At 68.5% G+C, this 22,230-nt stretch carries 23 protein-coding genes and 1 tRNA gene; 15 read left to right on the forward strand and 9 right to left on the reverse strand.

Going from position 1 to position 22,230, the window contains the following annotated elements; translation table 11 throughout:
• Positions 1-274: 274 nt before the first annotated feature.
• Positions 275-646 carry a hypothetical protein gene (locus tag RTK35_RS05090; RefSeq protein WP_044413027.1) on the reverse strand — a complete coding sequence of 124 codons (372 nt, stop codon included), beginning with the start codon at positions 644-646 and terminating at the stop codon, positions 275-277.
• 113 nt (positions 647-759) lie between these two features.
• Between RTK35_RS05090 and RTK35_RS05095 the strand changes: the two genes are divergently transcribed.
• The 6 genes from RTK35_RS05095 (at position 760) to RTK35_RS05120 (ending at position 2,752) form a co-directional block, all read left to right on the forward strand.
• Positions 760-957, forward strand: coding sequence for a heavy-metal-associated domain-containing protein (locus RTK35_RS05095; protein ID WP_069563211.1), 198 nt, complete (start codon positions 760-762; stop codon positions 955-957).
• 19 nt (positions 958-976) lie between these two features.
• Positions 977-1,069, forward strand: a tRNA-OTHER gene (locus tag RTK35_RS05100).
• Positions 1,070-1,495: 426 nt separating this feature from the next.
• A complete protein-coding gene (locus RTK35_RS05105; protein ID WP_182851100.1) occupies positions 1,496-1,750 on the forward strand; it encodes a DNA-binding protein in 255 nt (84 codons plus the stop codon).
• Positions 1,751-1,882: 132 nt separating this feature from the next.
• Complete coding sequence (locus RTK35_RS05110) at positions 1,883-2,137, forward strand: hypothetical protein (RefSeq protein ID WP_182851099.1); 255 nt, start codon at positions 1,883-1,885, stop codon at positions 2,135-2,137.
• Positions 2,138-2,271: 134 nt separating this feature from the next.
• Positions 2,272-2,478: a hypothetical protein gene (locus tag RTK35_RS05115; RefSeq protein WP_316907527.1), complete on the forward strand. Its 207-nt coding sequence runs from the start codon at positions 2,272-2,274 to the stop codon at positions 2,476-2,478.
• Positions 2,479-2,503: 25 nt separating this feature from the next.
• A complete protein-coding gene (locus RTK35_RS05120) occupies positions 2,504-2,752 on the forward strand; it encodes a DNA-binding protein (RefSeq protein WP_316907528.1) in 249 nt (82 codons plus the stop codon).
• Between the two features lie 5 nt (positions 2,753-2,757).
• Here RTK35_RS05120 and RTK35_RS05125 read toward each other — a convergent pair whose 3' ends face one another.
• Positions 2,758-3,399 carry a TetR family transcriptional regulator gene (locus RTK35_RS05125; RefSeq protein ID WP_044413014.1) on the reverse strand — a complete coding sequence of 214 codons (642 nt, stop codon included), beginning with the start codon at positions 3,397-3,399 and terminating at the stop codon, positions 2,758-2,760.
• Positions 3,400-3,551: 152 nt separating this feature from the next.
• Here RTK35_RS05125 and RTK35_RS05130 point away from each other — a divergent pair, with 152 nt between their 5' ends.
• Genes RTK35_RS05130 through RTK35_RS05140 form a run of 3 tightly spaced genes read left to right on the forward strand, consistent with a single transcriptional unit; the run spans position 3,552 to position 9,130 of the window.
• On the forward strand, positions 3,552-4,724 hold the full coding sequence (locus RTK35_RS05130; RefSeq protein ID WP_044413011.1) for an efflux RND transporter periplasmic adaptor subunit: 1,173 nt from the start codon (positions 3,552-3,554) through the stop codon (positions 4,722-4,724).
• A gap of 12 nt (positions 4,725-4,736) precedes the next feature.
• Entirely contained in the window at positions 4,737-7,880 is a 3,144-nt protein-coding gene (locus RTK35_RS05135) for an efflux RND transporter permease subunit (protein WP_316907529.1), read from the forward strand.
• A gap of 59 nt (positions 7,881-7,939) precedes the next feature.
• The gene (locus RTK35_RS05140) at positions 7,940-9,130 is read left to right on the forward strand and encodes a multidrug effflux MFS transporter (RefSeq protein WP_142014038.1); all 1,191 of its coding nucleotides are present in this window, start codon (positions 7,940-7,942) and stop codon (positions 9,128-9,130) included.
• 12 nt (positions 9,131-9,142) lie between these two features.
• On the opposite strand, the gene RTK35_RS05145 is transcribed toward RTK35_RS05140, so the two are convergent.
• The 3 genes from RTK35_RS05145 to RTK35_RS05155 form a co-directional block, all read right to left on the reverse strand.
• A complete protein-coding gene (locus RTK35_RS05145; protein WP_044413002.1) occupies positions 9,143-9,322 on the reverse strand; it encodes a hypothetical protein in 180 nt (59 codons plus the stop codon).
• Between the two features lie 155 nt (positions 9,323-9,477).
• Positions 9,478-10,491, reverse strand: coding sequence for a zinc-binding alcohol dehydrogenase family protein (locus RTK35_RS05150; protein WP_044413000.1), 1,014 nt, complete (start codon positions 10,489-10,491; stop codon positions 9,478-9,480).
• 15 nt (positions 10,492-10,506) lie between these two features.
• Positions 10,507-10,800, reverse strand: a complete 294-nt coding sequence (locus tag RTK35_RS05155) for a putative quinol monooxygenase (RefSeq protein ID WP_316907530.1) — start codon at positions 10,798-10,800, stop codon at positions 10,507-10,509.
• A gap of 95 nt (positions 10,801-10,895) precedes the next feature.
• On the opposite strand from RTK35_RS05155, the gene RTK35_RS05160 reads away from it, so the two are divergent.
• The 6 genes from RTK35_RS05160 (at position 10,896) to RTK35_RS05185 (ending at position 17,793) form a co-directional block, all read left to right on the forward strand.
• Positions 10,896-11,813: a LysR family transcriptional regulator gene (locus tag RTK35_RS05160; RefSeq protein WP_316907531.1), complete on the forward strand. Its 918-nt coding sequence runs from the start codon at positions 10,896-10,898 to the stop codon at positions 11,811-11,813.
• Positions 11,814-12,050: 237 nt separating this feature from the next.
• Positions 12,051-14,645 carry a PAS domain S-box protein gene (locus RTK35_RS05165; protein ID WP_316907532.1) on the forward strand — a complete coding sequence of 865 codons (2,595 nt, stop codon included), beginning with the start codon at positions 12,051-12,053 and terminating at the stop codon, positions 14,643-14,645.
• A 96-nt stretch (positions 14,646-14,741) separates the two neighbouring features.
• Positions 14,742-15,005: a PepSY domain-containing protein gene (locus tag RTK35_RS05170; protein WP_316907533.1), complete on the forward strand. Its 264-nt coding sequence runs from the start codon at positions 14,742-14,744 to the stop codon at positions 15,003-15,005.
• Position 15,006: 1 nt separating this feature from the next.
• On the forward strand, positions 15,007-15,540 hold the full coding sequence (locus tag RTK35_RS05175) for a cytochrome b/b6 domain-containing protein (protein ID WP_044412989.1): 534 nt from the start codon (positions 15,007-15,009) through the stop codon (positions 15,538-15,540).
• 111 nt (positions 15,541-15,651) lie between these two features.
• Complete coding sequence (locus tag RTK35_RS05180; protein ID WP_208276063.1) at positions 15,652-17,028, forward strand: MFS transporter; 1,377 nt, start codon at positions 15,652-15,654, stop codon at positions 17,026-17,028.
• Positions 17,029-17,139: 111 nt separating this feature from the next.
• A complete protein-coding gene (locus tag RTK35_RS05185; RefSeq protein ID WP_069563199.1) occupies positions 17,140-17,793 on the forward strand; it encodes a 7-cyano-7-deazaguanine/7-aminomethyl-7-deazaguanine transporter in 654 nt (217 codons plus the stop codon).
• 327 nt (positions 17,794-18,120) lie between these two features.
• Here RTK35_RS05185 and RTK35_RS05190 read toward each other — a convergent pair whose 3' ends face one another.
• The 4 genes from RTK35_RS05190 to RTK35_RS05205 form a co-directional block, all read right to left on the reverse strand.
• Positions 18,121-19,071 carry an adenosine deaminase gene (locus RTK35_RS05190; protein WP_044412980.1) on the reverse strand — a complete coding sequence of 317 codons (951 nt, stop codon included), beginning with the start codon at positions 19,069-19,071 and terminating at the stop codon, positions 18,121-18,123.
• A 143-nt stretch (positions 19,072-19,214) separates the two neighbouring features.
• Complete coding sequence (locus RTK35_RS05195) at positions 19,215-20,177, reverse strand: 2-oxoglutarate and iron-dependent oxygenase domain-containing protein (protein WP_316907534.1); 963 nt, start codon at positions 20,175-20,177, stop codon at positions 19,215-19,217.
• Positions 20,178-20,238: 61 nt separating this feature from the next.
• Entirely contained in the window at positions 20,239-21,318 is a 1,080-nt protein-coding gene (locus RTK35_RS05200; protein WP_316907535.1) for a BMP family ABC transporter substrate-binding protein, read from the reverse strand.
• Positions 21,319-21,505: 187 nt separating this feature from the next.
• Positions 21,506-22,189 (reverse strand): SDR family oxidoreductase, encoded by a 684-nt coding sequence (locus RTK35_RS05205; RefSeq protein WP_316907536.1) that lies wholly within the window; start codon positions 22,187-22,189, stop codon positions 21,506-21,508.
• Positions 22,190-22,230 lie beyond the last annotated feature (41 nt).

Consider the following 22,230-nt stretch of genomic DNA (forward strand, 5'->3'; position numbering starts at 1 on the left):
CGGGACTCCCCTCACTCCATCATCGTTCCAGGGGCCCGCGCTGACGGGCCATCCATGGCCCGGCAGCGCTCTCGCGACATCCATGTCGCTCAACCCCCTACACGATGACTCCGCTCGGCCTCCTGAAGGGGCGGCTTTTTCCCCGCCTCACCTTTCTCGACCAAGCATGAATCCAGAGTGCGCTCGAAAATTGCTCATCGAGCGAGAGCAGGCTGCAGGTCTGGTTCTAGAACGGCGGAACAGAACGTCGTTGAGTGCCCTTTCCAAAGACGTGTCAGGGCAACGGCACCGACGGAATCAGATACAACCCGTGGTCGTTCATGCCCAGTTCATAGCGGCTGACCATCCCGGCCTGCAGGGTGATGGTCTGCGGCTCCTGCACGCCCATGCCGGCACGGCAGGGGGCGGCGTCGAGCAGGCCGAGGCGCACCGAGACCCGGCCCGGAGGCAGGTTCAGCTCCACCGACTGGCCCTGCACCAGGCGCGCAATGAGACGGTCCTGAACGTAGAGGGCCACGTCGCAGCCGGTGGCCAGCTGCATCCGCTCGCGGGAGACCACGAGCATGCCGTAGTTGAGCGGCGCTTCCGCGCGGGCCAGGCCGGGCAGGGTGAGCAGGGCCGCGAGCAACAGGGTGAGGGCTTTCATGACAGGGCTCCGGAGGGGCTGTGGAGCAAGTGTAGGTGCGCGGGGCTTGACCTTGCCACGGTGGCAAGGCGGACACTGCGGGCCGTTCATCCAGCCATCACGAGGAGTCGATCATGCAAGTGTTCAAGGTCCAGGGCATGTCCTGTGGTCATTGCGTACGCGCCGTCACCGAGGCGGTGCAGGCCCGCGACGCGGCGGCGGAGGTCCAGGTGGACCTGGGCGCCGGTGAAGTGCGGGTGGCCAGCCGCCTGGCGGCCGAGCAGGTACTGGAGGCCATCCGCGAGGAGGGCTACCCGGCCGAGCTGGCCTAGCTCCCTGCGCCCCCTCTCTGTAAGACCATCACGCCCGGCGACGCGGCCGGGCTTCGAACCCGGTGGAGGACGACAGCCGTTCCTTACTGGGTTCGACTTCCACTGCCTTCCGCTCTATTCCTTCGCTCTTTACCGTCCTGACCGGATGCAATGCGCGGATGTCGGACCAGAAGAGTTCTTCCGGGAACATTTCCGAGCCGTTGTACTGGAAGGTGAGGAAGTGCGGGGCGTCGTAGACGCCCTCCAGCGCCATCACCACGCCGACGATGCGTACGCAGATAAATCTGGGCTCCGGGGCATCGGGCCAGTCCAGCTCTATCCAGGCCGTGCGGCCAATCAGTGCGCAGGCAGCGTCGAAGGTGAAGTCGGCCATGCTCGATCTCCTATCAAGCGGTTTCCATGGTGTGACTCAACGCGCTGGGTTGGCTTCCTGGCAGGCACGCGCAGCCCTTTCCGTTCCAGGCTCGCTCCGTCACCATCCGGCGATTGCAGGAAAGCTGATTGATAAATAATTCATCAATTAATTGAGCTTTTAGGAATGATTGAGGAGCGTCTTAGAACGCTTGTCCGCCACCTCGGGGCGACTCGACTTGCCGATGCGACCGCTATCAAGGAGCGCCAGCGTTGGCAGACGGTTGCCACAAACCGAAAGGTGAAGGCGCGTGTTGAGGATCTGGAGGAGGTGCTGAAGGCATTCCCCCACTACGAGCTGTGGCTTCTGAAGGGGGATGTGGACCCGGCCAAGGGGCAGGTATCGCCCGACTTCGATGGAGCCCCGCCGGGTGTGGAATAGCGGCCTCCACGCTGGAATGGCCGAAGGGGCGGCTACGTCCCCGTTCCGTATTGCGGTGACACGCTGCTGACCGAGTTCTGCGGATGTCGCCTGTTTTGCCCTCCTTGCGGGCCCTTATGGGGTGACTGAAAAATGGAATCCATTCAGGAAAGGGCAATAGCCCTGATCTACAAGACCGGCCTGGACCATCTGGTCCGAGCATCCGAGATCAACTACAGCCGCTGGAAGAACCTCCGTCATCGAAAGGTTCGGATGAGCACCGAGGAACTGGAGGTGCTGGTCAGGCTGTACCCCCGCTATGGCCTATGGCTGGCGACCGGGACGGTCGCCCCGGAAGCCGGGCAGACGAGCCCGGCCCATGACGATGCATCCTCCTCTCAGGCGTGACATCACCAGACAGATGCGTGGGGTCGGAGTGTCGGCCTCTGCACAGCGCAAGAGAGGCCTTGGGCGAGGCGGAAATGGAGTCAATCAGGAAAAGAGCCAGGGCACTGATCGCTATGGCAGGCATGGAGCGGCTGGTGAAAGAAAGCGAGATCGGCTTTCAGCGCTGGCACAGCGTCAGGTTCAAGGAGATCCGGATGAGCACGGAGGAGCTCGAAGTCTTGCAACGCATGTACCCGCAGTATCGGCTTTGGCTGATCTGCGGAGAGGTCGCACCTGAGATTGGGCAGACGAGCCCGGCCCATGACGACGCACGTACGGACGCATCCTCCTCCCAGTCCTGACGGCGCCAGAGATTCGTTTGAAAACATGGACGAAATCAGAAACAGAGCGCTCTACCTCCTCCGTCTGGCCGGGCCGAAGAGGCTCAGCCAGCTAGGCGAGACCAACCACGAGCGCTGGAAGATCATCAGCAAGGGCGCCATCCGCATGGGCACGGAGGAACTGGCCGTGCTGGTGCGCCTGTATCCGCACTACGCGTTCTGGCTGATCAGCGGCGAAACGGTGCCTGAAGCCGGGCAGACGAGCCCGCTGGAGGCATCCTTCCCCCAGCCGTGACGGCGCTAGGACGCGCTGCGCAGCACTTCATCCCAGTCACGGATCAGCCCACGGAACACCGCGTCCAGCAGCGGCGCGGTGTCCTGCTGCGGGTCGAACAGGGAGATGTCGCGGGTCCAGTCGGTGAACAGGCCGAGGATCTGCGCATGCAGCCCGCGCGAGGCCAGGCGCGGGGTGAGGCCCGGGTGCAGGCGTTCGACGCAGCCGGGCAGGGCGAACAGTGCCTCGCACAGGTCGATGAACTGGTTGACGAAGGCGTTGTGGCGGTCCTCCGCCTCGCGCAGTTCCTCGGTGAACTCGCAGCGGTGCAGGAGGATGGTGAAGATGCGCTTGCGCTGGGCATCCACCGCCAGTGAGGTGATCGCCTCGATGGACAGGTTGCGCAGCGACAGCAGTGCGTCGCGGCCGCTGTAGCCGCAGAGGCGTTCGGTCATCTGCTCCGGGGGCAGGCGCACCTGGTTGAGCATCTCGTGGAACAGGTGGGCCTTGTTCTGGAAGTGCCAGTAGACGGCGCCCCGGGTCACGCCCGCAGCCCGGGCGATCTGTTCCAGGGAGGTATGGGCCACGCCGTTCTCGAGGAACAGCAGCTCGGCGGCGGCCAGGATGTCGGCGCGGGTTTTCTCCGCTTCTTCTTTGGTTCTGCGCATAGCAGTCAGGTGAATAGTGTCTAGGCTTCTTCTCGGGAGTCGGATTCTAGCGACATTGCTGCCGCCCCGGCGCTTCGGCTTCCCCTCTTTTCGTCCTCTCAATCGAAATGCCATTCCACCCGTCCTGGCAGGAATGGCCGTGGAGAATCGCCATGCCGCTCGCTCGCCGCCTGCCCTTGCGCCACGCCCTGCCGGTCGTCGCCTGCCTGCTGTCCGGCCCCCTGGCCGCAGCGGACGCTCCCGCCGGAGGGGGCGCACCGGCGCCCGAGGTACTGGTGGAGACGGTGCGCGAGGGGCCCCTGCCGCTGGTGCTGGAGTACGCCGGGCGCACCGCCGGCTACCGCGAGGTGGAGGTGCGCGCGCAGGTCAGCGGCATCCTCCAGGAGCGCACCTACCAGGAGGGCGCGCGGGTGCAGAAGGGCCAGGTGCTGTTTCGCATCGACCCGCGCACCTACCAGGCCGCCCTGGGCAGCGCCAAGGGCGCGCTGGCCCAGGAGCAGGCGCGCTACCGGCAGACCGAGCGCGACCTCCGGCGCGTGCGCGAGCTGCAGAAGAAGGGCTTCGCCAGCGAGAGCGAGCTGGACAACGCCATCTCCAACTTCGAGCAGAGCAAGGCCAACGTGCAGGCCGCCGAGGCCAACGTCCAGGCCAAGCAGATCGACCTCGACTACACCACGGTGAAGGCGCCCATCAGCGGCATCACCAGCAAGGAGACGCGCTCCGAGGGCAGCCTGGTGGTGGCCGGCGACCCCAACTCCAGCCTGCTGACCCAGCTCACCCAGCTGGACCCGCTGTACGTCAACTTCGGCTACCCCGACACCGAGGCCGAGCGCCTGCGCGAGGGCGTGCAGAGTGGCCGCCTGACCCTGCCGGCCGACGGCAAGCTGACCGCCGTGCTGAAGTTCGGCGACAGCTCCACCTACCCGCTGGAGGGCCGGGTGGACTTCACCGACAGCTTCGTCAACACCGGCACCGGCACCGTCAGCGCCCGCGCGGTGGTGCCCAACCCTGAGCAGAAGCTGCTGCCGGGCCAGTTCGTGCGGGTGCTGATCAAGGGCATCACCCGCCCCGGCACCATCACCGTGCCGGAGCGCGCGCTGTCCCAGGGGCCGCGCGGCACCTTCGTGTTCGTGGTGGACAAGGACGGCGTGGCGCGCATGCGCGAGGTGAAGACCGGCGACACCACCGAGGGCCGCTGGGTGATCCTCTCCGGCGTCTCCGCCGGGGACCGGGTGATCGTCGAGGGCCTGCCCCGGGTGCGCCCGGACGCGCCGGTGAAGGCGGTGGAAGCCCCCGCCGACGGCACCCCGCCGAAGCAGTCCTGAGGAGGGCGCGCCGTGATCTCGCGATTCTTCATCGACCGGCCGGTGTTCGCCGCGGTCATCTCCATCGTCATCATGCTCGGCGGCCTGGCCGCCATGCGCGCGCTGCCCATCGCCCAGTACCCGGAGATCCTCCCGCCGCAGGTCTCGGTGACCGCCAGCTACCCCGGCGCCAGCTCCCAGGTGATCGCCGAGACGGTGGCGGCGCCGCTGGAGCAGGGCATCAACGGCGTGCAGGGGATGATCTACCAGCTGTCCAACTCCGACAGCAACGGCGCCATGAGCCTGACCGTGTACTTCCAGGTGGGCACCGACCCGGACCAGGCCACCATCGACGTCAACAACAAGGTCCAGGCGGCGCTGGCGAAGCTGCCCGAGGAGGTGCGCCGGCAGGGCGTGAAGGTGGAGAAGAAGTCCTCCGACATCCTCCAGGTGGTGACGCTGTTCTCCCCGGACAATTCCCGCGACCCGATCTACATCAGCAACTACGCGCTGATCAACGTGATCGACGAGCTCAAGCGCATCCCCGGCGTCGGTGATGCCAGCCAGTTCGGCTCGAAGAACTACTCCATGCGCATCTGGCTGCGGCCGGACAAGCTGGCCCAGTACAACCTGACGCCCACCGACGTGGTCAAGGCGATCCAGGAGCAGAACTCCCAGTTCGCCGCCGGCAGCTTCGGCAAGCAGCCGCTCAACCAGCCCCAGGACTTCACCTACACCGTCACCACCCAGGGCCGCTTCACCGACCCGAAGGAGTTCGAGAGCGTCATCCTGCGCACCGACGCCACCGGCGCCAGCCTGTTGCTCAAGGACGTGGCGCGGGTCGAGCTGGGGGCCCAGGACTACTCGCTGATGACCTCGCTGAACGGCCAGCAGAACGCCGCCTTCGGCATCTACCTGCAGCCCGGTGCCAACGCCCTGGACACCGCCGAGGCGGTGCGCCAGACCATGGACCGCCTGGCCAAGCGCTTCCCCCAGGGCATCGACTACAAGATCCCCTACGACACCACCAAGTTCGTCAAGGTCTCCATCGAGGAGGTGATCCACACCTTCGTCGAGGCCCTGGTGCTGGTGATGCTGGTGGTCTACCTGTTCCTGCAGAACTGGCGCGCCACGCTGATCCCGGTGCTGGCCATCCCGGTGTCGCTGATCGGCACCTTCGCCGGCATGTACCTGCTGGGCTTTTCCATCAACCTGCTGACCCTGTTCGGCATGGTGCTGGCCATCGGCATCGTGGTGGACGACGCCATCGTGGTGCTGGAGAACGTCGAGCGGGTGATGCGCACCGAGAAGCTCGGCCCGCGCGAGGCGGCGATCAAGGCCATGGAGGAGGTGACCGGGCCGATCATCGCCATCGTGCTGGTGCTCTGCGCGGTATTCGTCCCGGTGGGCTTCCTCGGCGGCCTGGCGGGGCAGATGTACAAGCAGTTCGCGATCACCATCGCGGTGTCGGTGGTGATCTCCGGCATCGTCGCGCTGACCCTCTCGCCAGCACTCTGCGCCCTGCTGCTCAAACCCACCCATGAGGAGCCGGCGGCGCCGTTCCGCTGGTTCAACCGGGCCTTCGACCGCGCCACCGACGGCTACGCCGCCGGGGTGCGCTTCTTCCTCAAGCGCAGTGCCATCGGCTTGCTGCTGTTCGGCGGGATGATCGCGCTGATGGTGGTGCTGTTCGGGCGGGTGCCCGGCTCCCTGGTGCCCGACGAGGACCAGGGCTACGTGATCAACGCCTACTTCCTGCCGCCGGCCGCCTCCCTCACCCGTACCGAGGAAGTCACCAGCGCCGTCACCGAGCAGCTCATGAAGCACCCGGCGGTGCAGGACGTGGTCACCTTCGCCGGCTTCGACGTGCTCACCTTCGGCACCCGCAGCAACGCCGGGGTGTCGTTCATCCCGCTGAAGGACTGGAAGGAGCGCACCACCGAGGAGCTGGATGCGCGCAACCTGCCGCGCGCCTTCATGGCCATGGGCGCCGGGCAGAAGGACGGCGTGGTGATGACCTTCAACCCGCCGCCGATCACCGGCATGAGCACCACCGGCGGCTTCGAGGCCTACCTGCAGGACCGCTCCGGCGGCTCCATCGCGCAGCTGCAGGCGATCGTCGGCAAGTTCGTCGCCGCCGCCGCCAAGCGCCCCGAGCTGGCCGGCGTGAGCACCACCTTCAACGCCAACGTGCCGCAGTACTTCCTCGACCTGGACCGCACCAAGGCCCGCGCCCTGGGGGTGGCGGTGAACGATGTGTTCACGGCCATGCAGTCCACCTTCGGCAGCTACTACGTCAACGACTTCACTCTCTACGGGCGCACCTGGCAGGTGAGCCTGCAGGCCGAGGCGGACTTCCGCCGCAAGCCCGAGGACCTCAGCCAGGTGTACGTGCGCTCCGCCTCCGGCGACCTGGTGCCGCTGTCGTCCCTGGTGCGGGTGCAGCGCATCCTCGGGCCGGACTCCTACGCGCGCTTCAACGTCTACCCGGCAGCCAAGATCCTCGGCGGCCCGGCGCCGGGCTACAGCTCGGGGCAGGCCCTGGCGGCCATGCAGGCGGTGGCGGACGAGGTGCTGGGCGAGGACTACAGCCTGGGCTGGGTCGGCTCTGCCTACCAGGAGCTGGCCACCCAGGGCTCGGGGGGCACCGCCTTCCTGTTCGGGCTGATCATCGTGTTCCTCATCCTCGCCGCCCAGTACGAGCGCTGGACGCTGCCCATCGCGGTGGTCACCGCCGTGCCCTTCGCGGTGTTCGGCGCCATCCTCGCGGTGTGGCTGCGCGGGCTGTCCAACGACGTGTACTTCCAGGTGGGGCTGGTGACGCTGATCGGCCTGGCGGCGAAGAACGCGATCCTCATCATTGAGTTCGCCGTGCTCTGCCGCGAGCAGGGCATGGGCATCTTCGAGTCGTCCCTGGAGGCGGCGCGCCTGCGCTTCCGGCCCATCGTGATGACCTCCCTGGCCTTCATCCTCGGCTGCGTGCCCCTGGCGATCAGCAGCGGTGCGGGCTCGGCGAGCCGACATTCCATCGGCACCGGGGTGATTGGCGGTATGCTAGCGGCCACGGTGCTGGCAACCTTCCTCATCCCGATGTTCTACCTGCTGGTGGAATCCGCTGCCGACAAGCTCGCCCAGCGGCGCGGGAAGAAGGCCCCGCCGGCCGACCCGGTGCACTGACCGGGTCGTCCAACAAGTCGCGCGCCGCCCTCCGGGGCGGCGCCTCGTTCAGGTGATCCATGAATTTCCGCATCCTGCTGATCCTGGGGGCGCTGAGTGCCTTCGGCCCCATGGCGATCGATTTCTACCTGCCCAGCTTCCCGGCCCTGGCCAAGGCGTTCGCGACCGACGTCGAGCACGTCCAGCTGAGCCTGGCGGCCTACTTCGTCGGCCTGGCCATCGGCCAACTGCTCTACGGCCCCATCGCCGACCGCTTCGGCCGGCGTCCGCCGCTGCTGGCGGGGGTGACGCTGTTCACCCTGGCCTCGGTGGCCTGCGCCCTGGCGCCGAGCCTGGAGTGGCTGATCGCCGCGCGCTTCATCCAGGCCCTGGGCGGCTGTGCGGGGATGGTGGTGTCGCGGGCGGTGGTGCGTGACCTGTGTGACCCGGTGTCCTCGGCCAAGGTGTTCTCCCAGCTGATGCTGGTGATGGGGCTGGCGCCGATCCTCGCGCCCCTGGGCGGCGGGTTGCTGCTGGAGAGTTTCGGCTGGCCGTCGATCTTCTACGCGTTGACCCTGTTCAGTGCGCTGGTGCTGGCCGGGGTCTGCGCCTGGCTTCCGGAAACCCTCACCCACGGTGACGAGCGCCCGCCGTTGCGCGGTGCCCTGGGGCAGTACCGGCGCCTGCTGGGGGACGGGGTGTTCATCGGCTATGCGCTGTCCGGCGGGCTGGCCATGGCCGGCATGTTCGCCTACATCGCCGGTTCGCCCTTCGTCTTCATCCAGCTCTATGGCGTGCCGGCCGAGCACTACGGCTGGCTGTTCGGCAGCAACGCGCTGGGCTTCATCCTGGCGGCCCAGGTCAACGCCTGGCTGATGCGCTTCCACGGCCCGGCCTACTGGCTGCGGCGCATGGTCTGGGTGCTGCTGGGCTTCGCCGTGGCGATGCTGGTGGTGGCCCACGCCCACACCGAGGCGCTGTGGCCGCTGCTGGTGCCGCTGTTCTGCGCCACCGCCTGCCTGGGCTGCATCATCCCCAACGCCTCGGCCTCGGCCATGGCCGGCCAGGGGCGCCATGCCGGCAGCGCCTCGGCGCTGATGGGCAGCCTGCAGTTCAGCGTCGCCGCCGGTGCCGCGGCCCTGGTGGGCGTGCTGCACGACGGCACGGCGGTGCCCATGGCGACCGTCATCGCGCTCTGCGCAACGGGGGCGGTGAGCGCGTCCACCTTCACCTGGTGGCGGACGCGCGGGCAGCCTTCAGTGCTGGGCTAGCAGTCTCAGGGGTCAGCCGACGGCTCGTCGGGGCTGTTCGGGCAGGACGTGGGGCGCCTTGAGGCGGGCCTCCAGCACGGCGACGAAGCGTTGCGCCTCGGCCTCGGTGCGGAAGCTGACGGCGTGCTGATCGATGCACACCTGCCAGCTGGGGCCCTGGGCGGTACGGGTAGGACGGACGAGCACTTTCATGGTGGTCACCTCCCTGGTTCGAAAAATTCGAGCACCCAGTGTAGAGCGCGGAGATGGCCCGGAAATGACATCGGTCAATGGCCCGACTGGCGGTCGGGCCATTGCCCATCGAGGCGACCGACGGGCACCCCGGTGACAGGGTGCCCGGCGCGGCCTCAGAAGCCTTCGAGCACGATCTTGCCCTTGGCCTTGCCGCTCTCCAGCAGGGCGTGGGCGCGCTTGAGGTTGGCCGCCTCGATGCGCCCGTAGTGCTCGCCGAAGGTGGTCTTCAGCACGCCCTGGTCGATCAGCTCGCTGACGCGGTTCAGCAGCTTGTGCTGCTCGATCATGTCGGCGGTCTCGAACATCGAGCGGGTGTACATGAACTCCCAGTGCAGCGAGATGCTCTTGCGCTTGAGCTTGAGCACGTCGAGGCCGGCCGGGTCGTCGATCAGCGCCAGCTTGCCCTGGGGCGCCAGGGCTTCCACCAGTTGCTCCAGGTGCTGGTCGGTCTGGGTCAGGCTGGCGACGTGGGTGACGCTGTCGAGGCCGATGCGCTTGAGTTCGGCCGCCAGCGGCTGGCTGTGGTCGATGACGTGGTGGGCGCCCAGCTCGCGGACCCAGGCCTGGGTTTCCGGGCGCGAGGCGGTGCCGATCACCGTCAGCCCGGTGAGCCGGCGAGCCAGCTGCACGAGGATGGAACCGACGCCACCGGCCGCGCCAACCACCAGCAGGCTCTGGCCCTGGTCAGCCTGGCCCTCGGCGATGCCGAGGCGGTCGAACAGCAGCTCCCAGGCGGTGATGGCGGTCAGCGGCAGGGCGGCGGACTTGGCGAAGTCCAGGCTCTGCGGGCGTTTGCCGACGATGCGCTCGTCCACCAGGTGCAGCTCGGCGTTGCCGCCGGGGCGGGTCAGGGCGCCGGCGTAGAACACCTCGTCACCGGGCTGGAACAGGCTGACGTCACCGCCCACCGCCTTCACCACGCCGGAAACGTCCCAGCCCAGCACGCGGGGCTGGCCGTTCTCGGGGGCGGCGTTGCGGCGGATCTTGGTGTCCACCGGGTTCACCGAAATGGCGCGGACCTCCACCAGCAGGTCGCGCGGGCCCGGCGTCGGCTCGGGCAGGTCGATGTCCTGCAGGGCGTCGGGGTGGTCGATGGGCAGGTTCTGGAAATAGGCAACGGCTTTCATCGGGGGCTCCTGGGTTCAGGCGAGGTGTTCGAGGAGGGTGAGGGTGATGCCCTTGAGGCGGCTGCCGTGGGCATCGCCGAAGTGGCGGTAGTGGGCGGTGGCCTGGTGCGCAGCGAGTGCGGCGTCGTCGCGCCAGGTCTCCAGCATGACGAAGCGCAGGGCGTCGGCACGGTCCCGGTGCAGGTCGTACTGCAGGCAGCCGGGTTCGCTGCGGCTGGCGGCGACCAGCTCCCGCAGCGCGGCTTCCACGGCCTCGGCCTGGCCGGGTTGGGCGTCGATGTGGGCGATCAGGTGCAGGGGCGAGGTCATGGTGGCTCTCCGGGAACGATGGCGCATAGGTTGGGCTATTTCGCGGCGTGGAGAAATCCGCTAGAAGGCGACAGTCTTTCAAAGGAATTTTGAAAATGCTGCGCCTCGACGACCTCAACCTGTTCGTCTGCACTGCCGCCCGGGGCAGCCTCTCCGCTGCGGCCCGCGAGCTGGACATCTCCCCGGCCGTGGCCAGCGCCGCCCTGAAGCGCCTGGAGGCCAAGCTGGAGACGCGCCTGCTGATCCGCTCCACCCGCAGCCTGCGCCTGACCCCGGAGGGCGAGCAGTTCCTGGTCCACGCCCGCGAGGCGCTGCGCAGCCTGGAGGAGGGGCGGCGGCAGCTGGCCGGCGGCCGCGAGGGCATCAGCGGCACCCTGCAGCTGTCGGCACCCTCGGACTTCGGCCGCAACGCACTGCTGCCCTGGCTCGACGCCTTCCAGGCCGAGCACCCGCGCCTGGCCCTACGGCTGTACCTGAGCGACCGCACCGCCGACCTGTTCCGCCAGCCGGTGGACATCGCCCTGCGCTACGGCGAGCCGGAGGACTCCAGCCTCGTCGCGCTGCCCATCGCCCCGGACAACCGCCGGGTGCTCTGCGCCGCCCCTGAATACTTCGCCCGCCACGGCCGCCCGGCCCAGCCCGAGGACCTGACCGGGCACACCTGCCTGCTCTACCTGCTGGGCGGCCGCGCCCACGACCGCTGGAGCTTCGAGGACGGGCGCCGCACCCACCTGGTCAGCGTGGCGGGCGACCGCCTCTGCGACGACGCCGACGTGGTGCGGCGCTGGGCGGTGGCCGGGCGCGGGCTGACCTACAAGTCATGGCTGGACGTGGCCGGCGACGTGGCCGCCGGGCGCCTGCAACTGGCCCTGGAGCGCTACCGGGGCGAGCCCACGCCGCTGAACCTGGTGTGCGCCCACCGCGACCAGCTGGGCAAGCCGGTGAAGCTGCTGCGGGAGTTCCTCCGCGAGCGCTGCGACGAGTTGCTGCGCCGCGCGCCCTGGACGCGCTGACGGAAAGCGCGCCCGCAGGGTTGCTCATGGCCCGGCTTCGGCTATCGTGGGCGCCTGTAGGGCACTTCCAGACGTGGCTTGCCGGGTGAAACACGGGCTCGTGCGCGAGTCCGATCAACATGCTCATCGACACCGCGTAAACTGCATTTTTTTCGCTTGTTTGATCTTGCGCTGACCGGCTCGCCTACCTTTTCAAAGGCGCCCTGCAGCGCCGCGACTGCACCCAGGGAGACCTCCTTGCTGCCCCCCGATCCCCGCCCGCCCTCGCGAGGTTTCCCGCTCGACCTGACGCCACCCCGGCTCGGTCTCCACCTGCTGGTGCTCTTCGTCGGCTACCTGCTGCTCGCCCTCGGGGCGGCGTGGCTGTCCCGCCAGCCGGGCACCATCTCCACCCTGTGGTACGCCAACGCCTTCGGCATCGCCTTCCTGTGGAACCAGTCGCCGCGCCGCTGGCCCGTCCTGCTGGGGGTGATGGCGGGCGCCAACGTGCTGGCCGGCAGCCTGATCGGCGACACGCCGCAGATGTCCGCCTGCTTCGTCCCCGCCAACCTGCTGGAGATGAGCCTGGCCGCCTGGCTGCTGCGGCGCACCGGGGTGGCGGTGTACATGGACCGCAGCCCCCTGGCCTTCCTGCGCTTCATCCTGCTCGGCGTGCTGGTGCCGCCGCTGTTCAGCGCACCGCTGGCGGCCGGCCTGCTGCAATGGGCCGATTACGGCAGCTTCTGGCGCACGGCGCTGTCGTGGTTCGAGGGGGCGGTGCTTGGCACCGTGTCGATCCTGCCGTTGATGGTGCAGGTGCAGCTCCACGGCCTGCGCTCCCTGGATATCCGCCGCCGCCCCCGCGAGTTCGGCCTCTACTCCCTGGCGGTGCTGGTGATGACACCGGTGACGCTGCTCTACGTGCCGTTCCCCTTCGTCTACCTGTCCCTGCCGCTGCTGCTGGCGGCGGCGCGCCTGAGCTTCGGTGGCACCGCGCTGCTGGTGGGCTGCATGTCGCTGCTGGGCGGGCTGGTGATCGCCGCCGGCGAGCTGGATGCGCCGCGGGTCGACGGCGTGGCCCGCGAGCTGGCGATCTACCTGCCGTTGCTCCTGTCGCTGTTGCCGCCGCTGCTGCTGGCGGCGGCGGTGGAGCAGGGCCGGCGGCGTCGCCGTGACCTGGCGGCCAGCGAGGCGCGCTTCCGCTCGGCCATGGACGAGTCCGCCATCGGCATGGCCCTGGTGGACCTGGACGGGCGTTGGCAGCGCGTCAACCGTGCCTTGTGCGAGATGCTCGACTACAACCGGGACGACCTGCTGCGGCTGTCGTTCCGCGAGATTTCCCACCCCGACGACCTGCCCCGGGACCTGGCCCTGCTGGACGAACTGCTGGCCGGGCAGCGCACCAGCTATCGCCTGGAGAAACGCTACCTGCGCCGCGACGGCCGCGAAGTCTGGGCGCTGCTGGCGGTGTCGCTGGTGCGCGACGACGAAGGGCGGCCGCAATACTTCATCGCCCAGATCGAAGACATCGACCGCCGCAAGCGCGCCGAAGCCCGCGAGGCCGACCTGCTGCGGCGCTATTCCCTGGCCACCGAAAGCAGTGGCGTGGGCGTGTGGGAGTGGTACCTGGCCAGCGACCGCATCATGTGGGACGACAGCCTGTTCCGCCTCTACGGCCTGGCGCCCCGGCCCGGCGCGGTCAGCTACGGCGACTGGGCGCGCTACCTGCACCCGGCGGATGCCCCCGGCGTCCACTGCCAGCTGCAGCAGGTGCGCCAGGGCCAGGAGCAGGCGGACATCGAATTCCGCGTCATCCACCCGGACGGCCAGGTGCGCGTGCTGCGCGCCCTCGGCAGCCTGGTGCGTGACGCCTCGGGCGAGCCGGAACGGATGGTCGGCACCGCCTGGGACGTGACCGAACTGCGCCAGCTGGCCGAGCGCCTGCGGGACGAGCGCGAGCGCCTGCAGGTGACCCTGAACTCCATCGGCGACGGGGTGGTGACCACCGACCTGCAGGGCCGGGTCAACTTCCTCAACCCGGTGGCGGTGCGCCTCAGCGGCTGGAGCAACGAGCGTGCCCTGGGCCAGCCCATCGAGACGGTGCTGCCCCTGGAGGGCGAGCATGGCGAGGTGCTGGAGAACCCGGTGCGGCAGTGCCTGGAGCAGGGCACCCACGCCAGCATTCCCGGCCTTTCCTCCCTGCGTCACCCGGCCGGCGGCCTGGTGGCGGTGCGCGGCCAGGCCGCGCCGATCCGCAGTGGCCAGGGCGAGTTGCTGGGCAGCGTGCTGGTGTTCACCGACGTCAGCGAGGCGCGGGCGATGCAGAAGCACCTGCGCTACGCCGCCACCCACGACGCCCTCACCGCGCTGCTCAACCGCTCCGCCTTCGAGAGCGCCCTGGCCGAGAGCTGCCACGACGCCGAGCAGAACGACCGCCACAGCGTGCTCTGCTTCATCGACCTGGACCGCTTCAAATACGTCAACGACACCGCCGGGCATGCCGCCGGCGACGAGATGCTGCGGCGCATCGCCCGGCTGATGCAGTCCCTGGTACGCAGCGGCGATGTGTTGGCGCGACTGGGTGGCGACGAGTTCGCGCTGATCCTGCGCAACTGCCCGCTGGACCGCGCCCAGTTGCTGGGCAACCGGCTGATCGAGGGCATCACCCAGATGCCCTTCGAGTGGGAGGACCAGCCCTTCAGCGTCGGCGCCAGCCTGGGCCTGTCGCGTATCCGGTCAGGCAACAGCGACCCCGAGCAGCTGCTGCGCCAGGCCGATGCGGCCTGCTACCAGGCCAAGCGCTCGGGGCGTGGCTGCCTGGCGATCCACGCGGGGTCCTCGGCGGGGGCCTGAGGCCGGCGCGAAGCGCTACAAGGGTTTCGCGCCTGGCAGCCACGGCGGCCGTGGCCTATACCTGCTGGACCCAAACCGAACCACGAGGACATTCCCATGCGCACGTTGCTGCTCTGCCTGGCCTTCGCCAGCCCCCTGGCCATCGCCGGGCCCCAGTGCACCACCGCCGACAAGGCCCAGTGGCAGGACCAGGGCAAGTTCCAGGAGGCCCTCAAGGCCCAGGGCTACGAGATCAAGAAGTTCAAGGTCACCGATGGCAACTGCTACGAGATCTACGGCTGGGACAAGGACAAGCGCAAGGTCGAGATCTACTACGACCCGGTCTCCGGCAAGGCCGTGAAGGAAGAGATCGACGACTGACATGAGCGACACCCGCATCCGCCTCTGGGACCCGCTGGTACGCATCGGCCACTGGACCCTGGTCACCGCCTTCGTGGCCAACTACTTCTTCACCGAGGCGGGCGAGGACTGGCACCGCTGGCTCGGCTACAGCGCCCTGGTGGCGGTGCTGGTGCGCCTGGTGTGGGGCTTCGTCGGCCCCACGCCGGCACGCTGGTCGGACTTCTGGCCCTGGCCCTCGCGGCTGGCCGAGCACGCTCGGGCGCTGGTCAGCGGGCGTCCCTACCACCGCCTGGGGCACTCGCCCATCGGCGCGCTGGTGATGGTGCTCATGCTGCTGCTGATGTTCGGCCTGGGCGTGAGCGGCTTCCTGATGGAGGAGGTGGACTACTTCTGGGGCGAGGACCTGCCCAAGGAGATCCACGAACTCATGGCCAACACCCTGGCCGGCCTGGTCTGCGTGCACCTGCTGGCGGCCGTGGTGGAAAGCGTGCGGCTGCGGGAGAACCTGCCGCTGTCGATGATCACCGGCCGGCGCCGCGCGCCCCACGACTGACGCCTGCCAGGTCGGCGACGGGCCCCCGCAGGTCGCATCCAGCCAATCGCCGCGCCGACCCTCCCTCCCATACTCGTGGCGGACACCGCACCGAGCCGCGAGGGACACCGCATGCACGCACCCGGATACACCGCCGCCGAGCGCCTGGAGCGCTTGCCCATCAGCGGTTACCACCGCCTCATCTTCCTGATCATCGCCCTGGCGTTCTTCTTCGACTCCATGGACCTGGCGATGATGACCTTCCTGCTCGGCTCGATCCGCACCGAGTTCGGCCTCAGCAGCGCCCAGGCCGGGATGCTCGCCAGCGCCAGTTTCGTCGGCATGGTAGTGGGGGCCTCGCTGTCGGGGATGCTCGCCGACCGCTTCGGCCGCAAGCCGGTGTTCCAGGGCAGCATCGTGCTCTGGGGGCTGGCCAGCTACCTGTGTTCCACCGCCCAGGACGTGGAGAGCCTGACGCTGTTCCGCATCCTCCTGGGGATCGGCATGGGCATGGAGTTCCCCATCGCCCAGTCGCTGCTCTCGGAGATGATCCCGGCCTCGCGGCGCGGTCGCTACATCGCCCTCATGGACGGCTTCTGGCCGCTGGGGTTCGTCAGCGCCGGGGTGCTCTCCTACCTGCTGCTGGAGCGCATCGGCTGGCGCGACATCTTCCTGGTACTGGCCCTGCCGGCGGTGTTCGTGCTGGTGATACGCTTCTTCATCCCCGAATCGCCCCGCTGGCTGGAGCAGGTGGGCCGACTCAAGGACGCCGACCGCGTGTTGCGCGACATCGAGCGGCGGGTGGCCGCTTCCCTGGGCCTGGCGCAGTTGCCCGAGCCCGCGCGGCTGCCGCGCCAGGCTGTGCGTGCGCCGAGCCTGTTCGCGGCCTTCGGCGAGTTGTGGTCGCCGCGCTTCCGTCATCGCACGCTGATGATCTGGAGCCTGTGGTTCCTCGCCCTGCTGGGCTTCTACGGCCTCACCTCCTGGCTCAGCGCCTTGCTGCAGCAATCGGGGTTCGCGGTGACCCAGTCTGTCTACTACACGGTGCTGATCTCCCTCGGCGGCATCCCCGGCTTTCTCGTCGCCGCCTGGCTGGTGGAGCGCTGGGGGCGCAAGCCCACCTGCGTGATGACGCTGCTGGGCGGCGGCGTCATGGCCTTCTGCTACGGGCAGAGCGCGGTGTTCGGCGGCAACCAGGCGCTGCTGATCGGCACCGGCCTGGCCATGCAGTTCTTCCTCTTCGGCATGTGGGCGGTGCTCTACACCTGGACCCCGGAGCTGTACCCCACCTCGGCACGGGCCACCGGCTCGGGCTTCGCCTCGGCCGTGGGGCGCATCGGCTCGCTACTGGGGCCGACCCTGGGCGGGCTGCTGATCCCGCTGGCGGGGCAGGTCGGGGTGTTCGCCCTCGGGGCGCTGTGCTTCGGCCTGGCCGCGCTGGTGGTGGCGCTGTTCGGTGTGGAGACCCGTGGGCAGACCCTGGAGGCGCTGTCCGGGGAGGGCGGCTGAGCAGACGAAGCGCCTTTTGTTGACGCGCGGGTCAAGTTAGAATGCGCGCCGCTGTGGCATAGGGCCATGGCATGGGTTCCCTCACCCCATCAGCCAAAAAGGATGACCTCCATGTCCGTCGCGTTTCCCGCGGCCTGGCGCCCTGCGCTGGCCGGCCTGATCGTTTTCCATATCCTCATCATCATCGCCAGCAACTACCTGGTGCAGCTGCCCATGACCCTGTTCGGCTGGCAGACCACCTGGGGCGCCTTCAGCTTCCCGTTCATCTTCCTCGCCACCGACCTGACGGTGCGGCTGATGGGCAAGCAGGCGGCGCGGCGGGTCATCGCCCGGGTCATGGTGCCGGCGCTGGCGGCCTCCTACGTCGTCTCGGTGCTGTTCCAGGATGCGGCGTTCCAGGGCTTCGGCGCCCTGGGCGAATTCAACCTGTTCGTCGCCCGCATCTCCCTGGCGAGCTTCCTCGCCTACGTGCTCGGGCAGGTGCTGGACATCCAGGTGTTCGACCGCCTGCGCAAGATGCGCCAGTGGTGGATCGCCCCGGTGGTCTCCACCATCGCCGGCAACCTGCTGGACACCTTTACCTTCTTCTCCGTCGCCTTCTGGCAGAGCGACAACCCCTTCATGGCCGAGCACTGGGTGGAGATCGCCACCGTTGACTACGGCGTGAAGCTCGGCGTCAGCCTGCTGCTGTTCGTACCGCTGTACGGCGTGCTGCTGGCCGGCATCCTCCGCGCCATCACCCCCCGCAGCGAACGCACCGCCTGATATCCCCCGCCGGTGCATCGGTGGAGACTCGCCAGAGTTTTGCCGGCGGTCCGATGGTGGGCTGAAGCGGAACGCCGCCCGGCCCACACTACGGTTTGCGCGCGTCAGACTCGTAGCCTGGGCTTCAGCCCAGGGAAATGGTGGATCGATGAAGCGCGATCCCCCCTACGCCACGGGCGGGTCCGCAGGCTGCGGTGAGCTCGGCGAACCGCATCGGTCCCGGCGCGGGAGTGTTGCCTGCGTAGGGCGGGCCGGGCGGCGCTCCGCTTCAGCCCACCGCTCTGCCATGTCCACTCGCAAGAAGGGCCGCTTCGCGGCCCTTTTCGTTCACTTCACCAGCCGTGCATCCAGGCTGTTCTGCGCCAGGCGCTGGGCCTGGTCCTGGGTCATGCCCAGGTGTTCGTGCAGGGCGAAGAAGTTCTCGGTGACGTAGCCGCCGAAGTAGGCCGGGTCGTCGGAGTTCACCGTGACCTTCACGCCGCGTTCGAGCATGTCGAGGATGTTGTGCTGGCTCATGTGGTCGAACACGCACAGCTTGGTGTTGGACAGCGGGCAGACGGTCAGCGGGATCTGCTCGTCGATGATGCGCTGCATCAGGCGTTCGTCCTCGATGGCGCGCACGCCGTGGTCGATGCGCTGGATCTTCAGCAGGTCCAGGGCTTCCCAGATGTATTCCGGCGGGCCTTCCTCGCCGGCGTGGGCGACGGTGAGGAAGCCTTCGGCGCGGGCGCGGTCGAACACGCGCTGGAACTTGCTCGGCGGGTGGCCTTGCTCGGAGCTGTCCAGGCCCACGGCGACGAAGGCGTCACGGAAGGGCAGGGCCTGGTCGAGGGTCTTCTGCGCTTCGTCCTCGGAGAGGTGGCGCAGGAAGCTGAGGATCAGCCCGGAGCTGATGCCGAGCTGCTTGCGGCCGTCGTCCAGGGCGTGGCGGATGCCGTTCAGCACCACCTCGAAGGGGATGCCGCGATCGGTGTGGGTCTGCGGGTCGAAGAAGGGCTCGGTGTGGATCACGTTCTGCGCCTTGCAGCGCTGCAGGTAGGCCCAGGTCAGGTCGTAGAAGTCCTGCTCGGTGCGCAGCACGTCGGCGCCCTGGTAGTACAGGTCGAGGAACTCCTGCAGGTTGTTGAAGGCGTAGGCGCTGCGCAGGCTCTCCACGTCGCCCCAGGGCAGGGCGACCTTGTTGCGTTCGGCCAGGGCGAACAGCAGCTCGGGCTCCAGGGAACCCTCCAGGTGCAGGTGCAGTTCGGCCTTGGGCAGGGCGTTGAGCCAGTCGTACATGGTGTTTTCTCGTGATCAGGCGGGGTTGTGGCGGGCAAGTTTAACTTCCCGGACAGGTTTTCGCCGTACCCGCGCCCGAACACCCGGGCCGCGCGGCACGGCCCCTGACGAATGGCCCTGTTCCGCCGAGGGCCGGCCACTGGTCAGGCCGTTTCCTCCCGTCGGTAGGCGTAGGTGTCGGCAAAGCGCGAGAGCAGGTACTCGGCGCTGGTCACCGGTGGGTACTTCGGCGGGTTGTCGGCGCTGGAGCAGTTGGGCAGGCAGCTGATCTCGGTGTCCGGGTGCGGTTCGGCGAAGAAGGGCATGGAGTAGCGGTGCACCCCCAGCGGGCTGATGACCCGGTGCGGGGTGGAGGTGTAACGGTCGTTGCTCCAGCGCGCCATCATGTCGCCGATGTTGACCACGAAGCTGCCGGGGATCGGTGGCGCGTCGATCCACTCCCCGTGGACGTTGCGCACCTGCAGGCCGCCGGCGTCGTCCTGGTAGAGGAGGGTGACGCAGCCGTAGTCGGTGTGGGCGCCGGCGCCCGGCTGGTCGGCGCTGCGGGCGGTGTGGCGCGGCGGGTAGTGGATCATGCGGAACACGCTGATGGGCTCGGCGAAGCGCGCATCGAAGAAGTCGCGCTCGATGCCCAGGGCCAGGGCGATGGCCCGCAGCAGGGTCTGCGCCAGGGCCTGCATGTCGGCGTAGTGCTGCTCCATGAGCGGCGCCCAGCCGGGCAAGTCGGGGTGGCGGTTGGGCCCGCGCAGGGGCTTGCCGGCCAGCACCTCGGGGTGGTCGGCGGCCATGTGGAAGCCCATGTCGAAGGTTTCCTTCAGGTCGCTGGGCTGGGTCGGGTCGAGCTGTTCGGTGGCGATGGCGCCGTAGCCGCGGTGGTGGGCGGTGCGGGTGATGTCGATCTTCAGCTTCTCGGCCTCGGGCAGGGCGAAGAAGGTCTTGGCCGTTGCCAGCAGCGCGTCGATGCGCTCGGGCGGGATGCCGTGTCCGGTGATGTAGAAGAAGCCCCAGTCGCGGCAGGCGGCGTCGATCTGGGTGGCGACATCGCGCCAGGCGGCGCTGTCTGTGCCATAGAGCGGGGCGATGTCGATGAGGGGAAGCGTGTTCATCGGGGTGTCCTTCGGGTATGCGGGTCAGCACCCTCTCCCGCACACGGGGAGAGGGCGGGGCTTACTTCGGCAGTTCCGCCTTGATGCCTTCGACGTAGTAGTTCATGCCCGCCAGGTCGGCGTTGGTGGCGACCACGCCGTCGGCCAGCTTGAGGGTGCCGCTCTGGTCCTTGATCGGGCCGGTGAAGGCGTGGAACTCGCCGCTCTTGATGCGGGCGATGATGTTCTCCGCCTCGGCCTTCACGTCGGTGGGCACCAGGTCGCTGATGGGCAGCTGGATGGTGTCCTCGGCCAGGCCGCCCCAGTAGTCCTGGGACTTCCAGGTGCCGGCCATCACGCCTTCGGCGGCCTGTATGTAGTGCGGCCCCCAGTTGTTGACGATGGAGGTGAGCACGGCCTTGGGCCCGAAGTGCGCCATGTCCGAGGCGTAGCCCACGGAGTACACGCCACGGCGCTCGGCGGCCTGGATCGGCGCCGGGCTGTCGGTGTGCTGGAAGACCACGTCGACGCCCTGGTCGATCAGCGCGTTGGCGGCATCGGCTTCCTTGCCCGGGTCGAACCAGGAGTTGACCCAGACCACCTTGATCTCGGCCTGCGGGTCGTACTTGTTCAGCGCCAGCTGGATGGCGTTGATGTCGCGGATCACCTCGGGGATGGGGAAGGAGGCGATGTAGCCGATCTTGTGGCTCTTGGTCATCTTCGCGGCGAGGAAGCCGCCGACGTAGCGGCCCTCATAGGAGCGCGACAGGTAGGTGCCGAGGTTCTTGTCCTGCTTGTAGCCGGTGGCGTGCTCGAAGGTGACCTTGGGGAACTGCTTGGCCACCTTGGCGGTGGGGTTCATGTAGCCGAAGGAGGTGGTGAAGATCAGGTCGTAGCCGCCCTTGGCCATGTTGCGGATGACCCGCTCGGCGTCGGCGCCCTCGGCGACGTTTTCCACGTAGGTGGTCTCCACCTTGTCGCCCAGCTTGGCCACCAGGGCCTTGCGACCTTCCTCGTGCTGGTAGGTCCAGCCGTGGTCGCCGATGGGGCCGACGTAGACGAAGCCGACCTTCAGCGGATCTGCGGCGGAGGCGCCGAGGGTGGCGCTGAAGCCGATGGCGGCGACGAGGGTGCGCAGCAGGTTCTTCTTGGAATGGAACATGGGGGATGGGGCTCCTGGTCTGTTGTTCTGTGCTGTGCCCTGTGGGCTGACCAGGCGATTGCAAAAAATTGACCAACTGGACAGGCGGCGCGAAAAGCCCCGTGCCAGGCCGGTTGGTGCAGGCGGGCGGCGCCGTCCGCGAGCGCGGATGGTGCACGGCGGTGCCGCCGCGCCGCCTGCTGGTGCGTCACCAGGGCAGGGTTTGGCCCTTGTAGTCGAGGTAATGCTGGCCGCCGCGCCCGGCGTGGGCTTCGATCTGGCGCAGGAGGCCGGCGGTGCTGGTTTCCACGTCGATGTCGGCAGCGTCGCCGCCCATGTCGGTCTTCACCCAGCCCGGGTGCAGGTTGAGCACGGTGGGGCGCGGGCCCTGCCATTCCGCCAGCAGGCTGCGGGTGAGGGAGTTGAGCGCGGCCTTGCTGGCGCGGTAGAGCGCCAGGCCACCGCTGTCGTTGCCGGCCACGCTGCCGAGGGTGGAGCTCATGAAGGCCAGGGTGCCGCCGTCGCGCAGCTGGCCCTTGAGGCGCTCGGCCAGGCGCACCGGGGCGACGGCGTTGGTCATGAACAACTGGGCGACCTCGGCTTCGCTGGCCTGGCTGGCCGACTGGTGGGCGGGGCCGTAGATGCCGGCGTTGACCAGGATGAGGTCGAAGCGGCGACCTTCCAGTTGCCGGGCCAGCGCGTCCTGGCTGTCGGCCTGGGTCAGTTCCAGGGTGGCCAGCTCGACGCCGGGCAGGGCGGCCAGTTCACTGGCGCGGGCCGGGTCGCGCACGGTGGCGGTGACCTGCCAGCCGGCGCCGAGCAGCTGGCGCACCAGGCCCAGGCCGATGCCGCGGGATGCCCCGATGACCAGGGCGGAGTGTGGGGTGCTCATGGGCGGTCCTCCTTGGGATGAGGGGGCCAGCCTACTCGCTT

It is taken from the genome of Pseudomonas sp. zfem003 (assembly GCF_032621675.1).
GTDB classification, from domain to species: Bacteria; Pseudomonadota; Gammaproteobacteria; order Pseudomonadales; family Pseudomonadaceae; genus Metapseudomonas; species Metapseudomonas otitidis.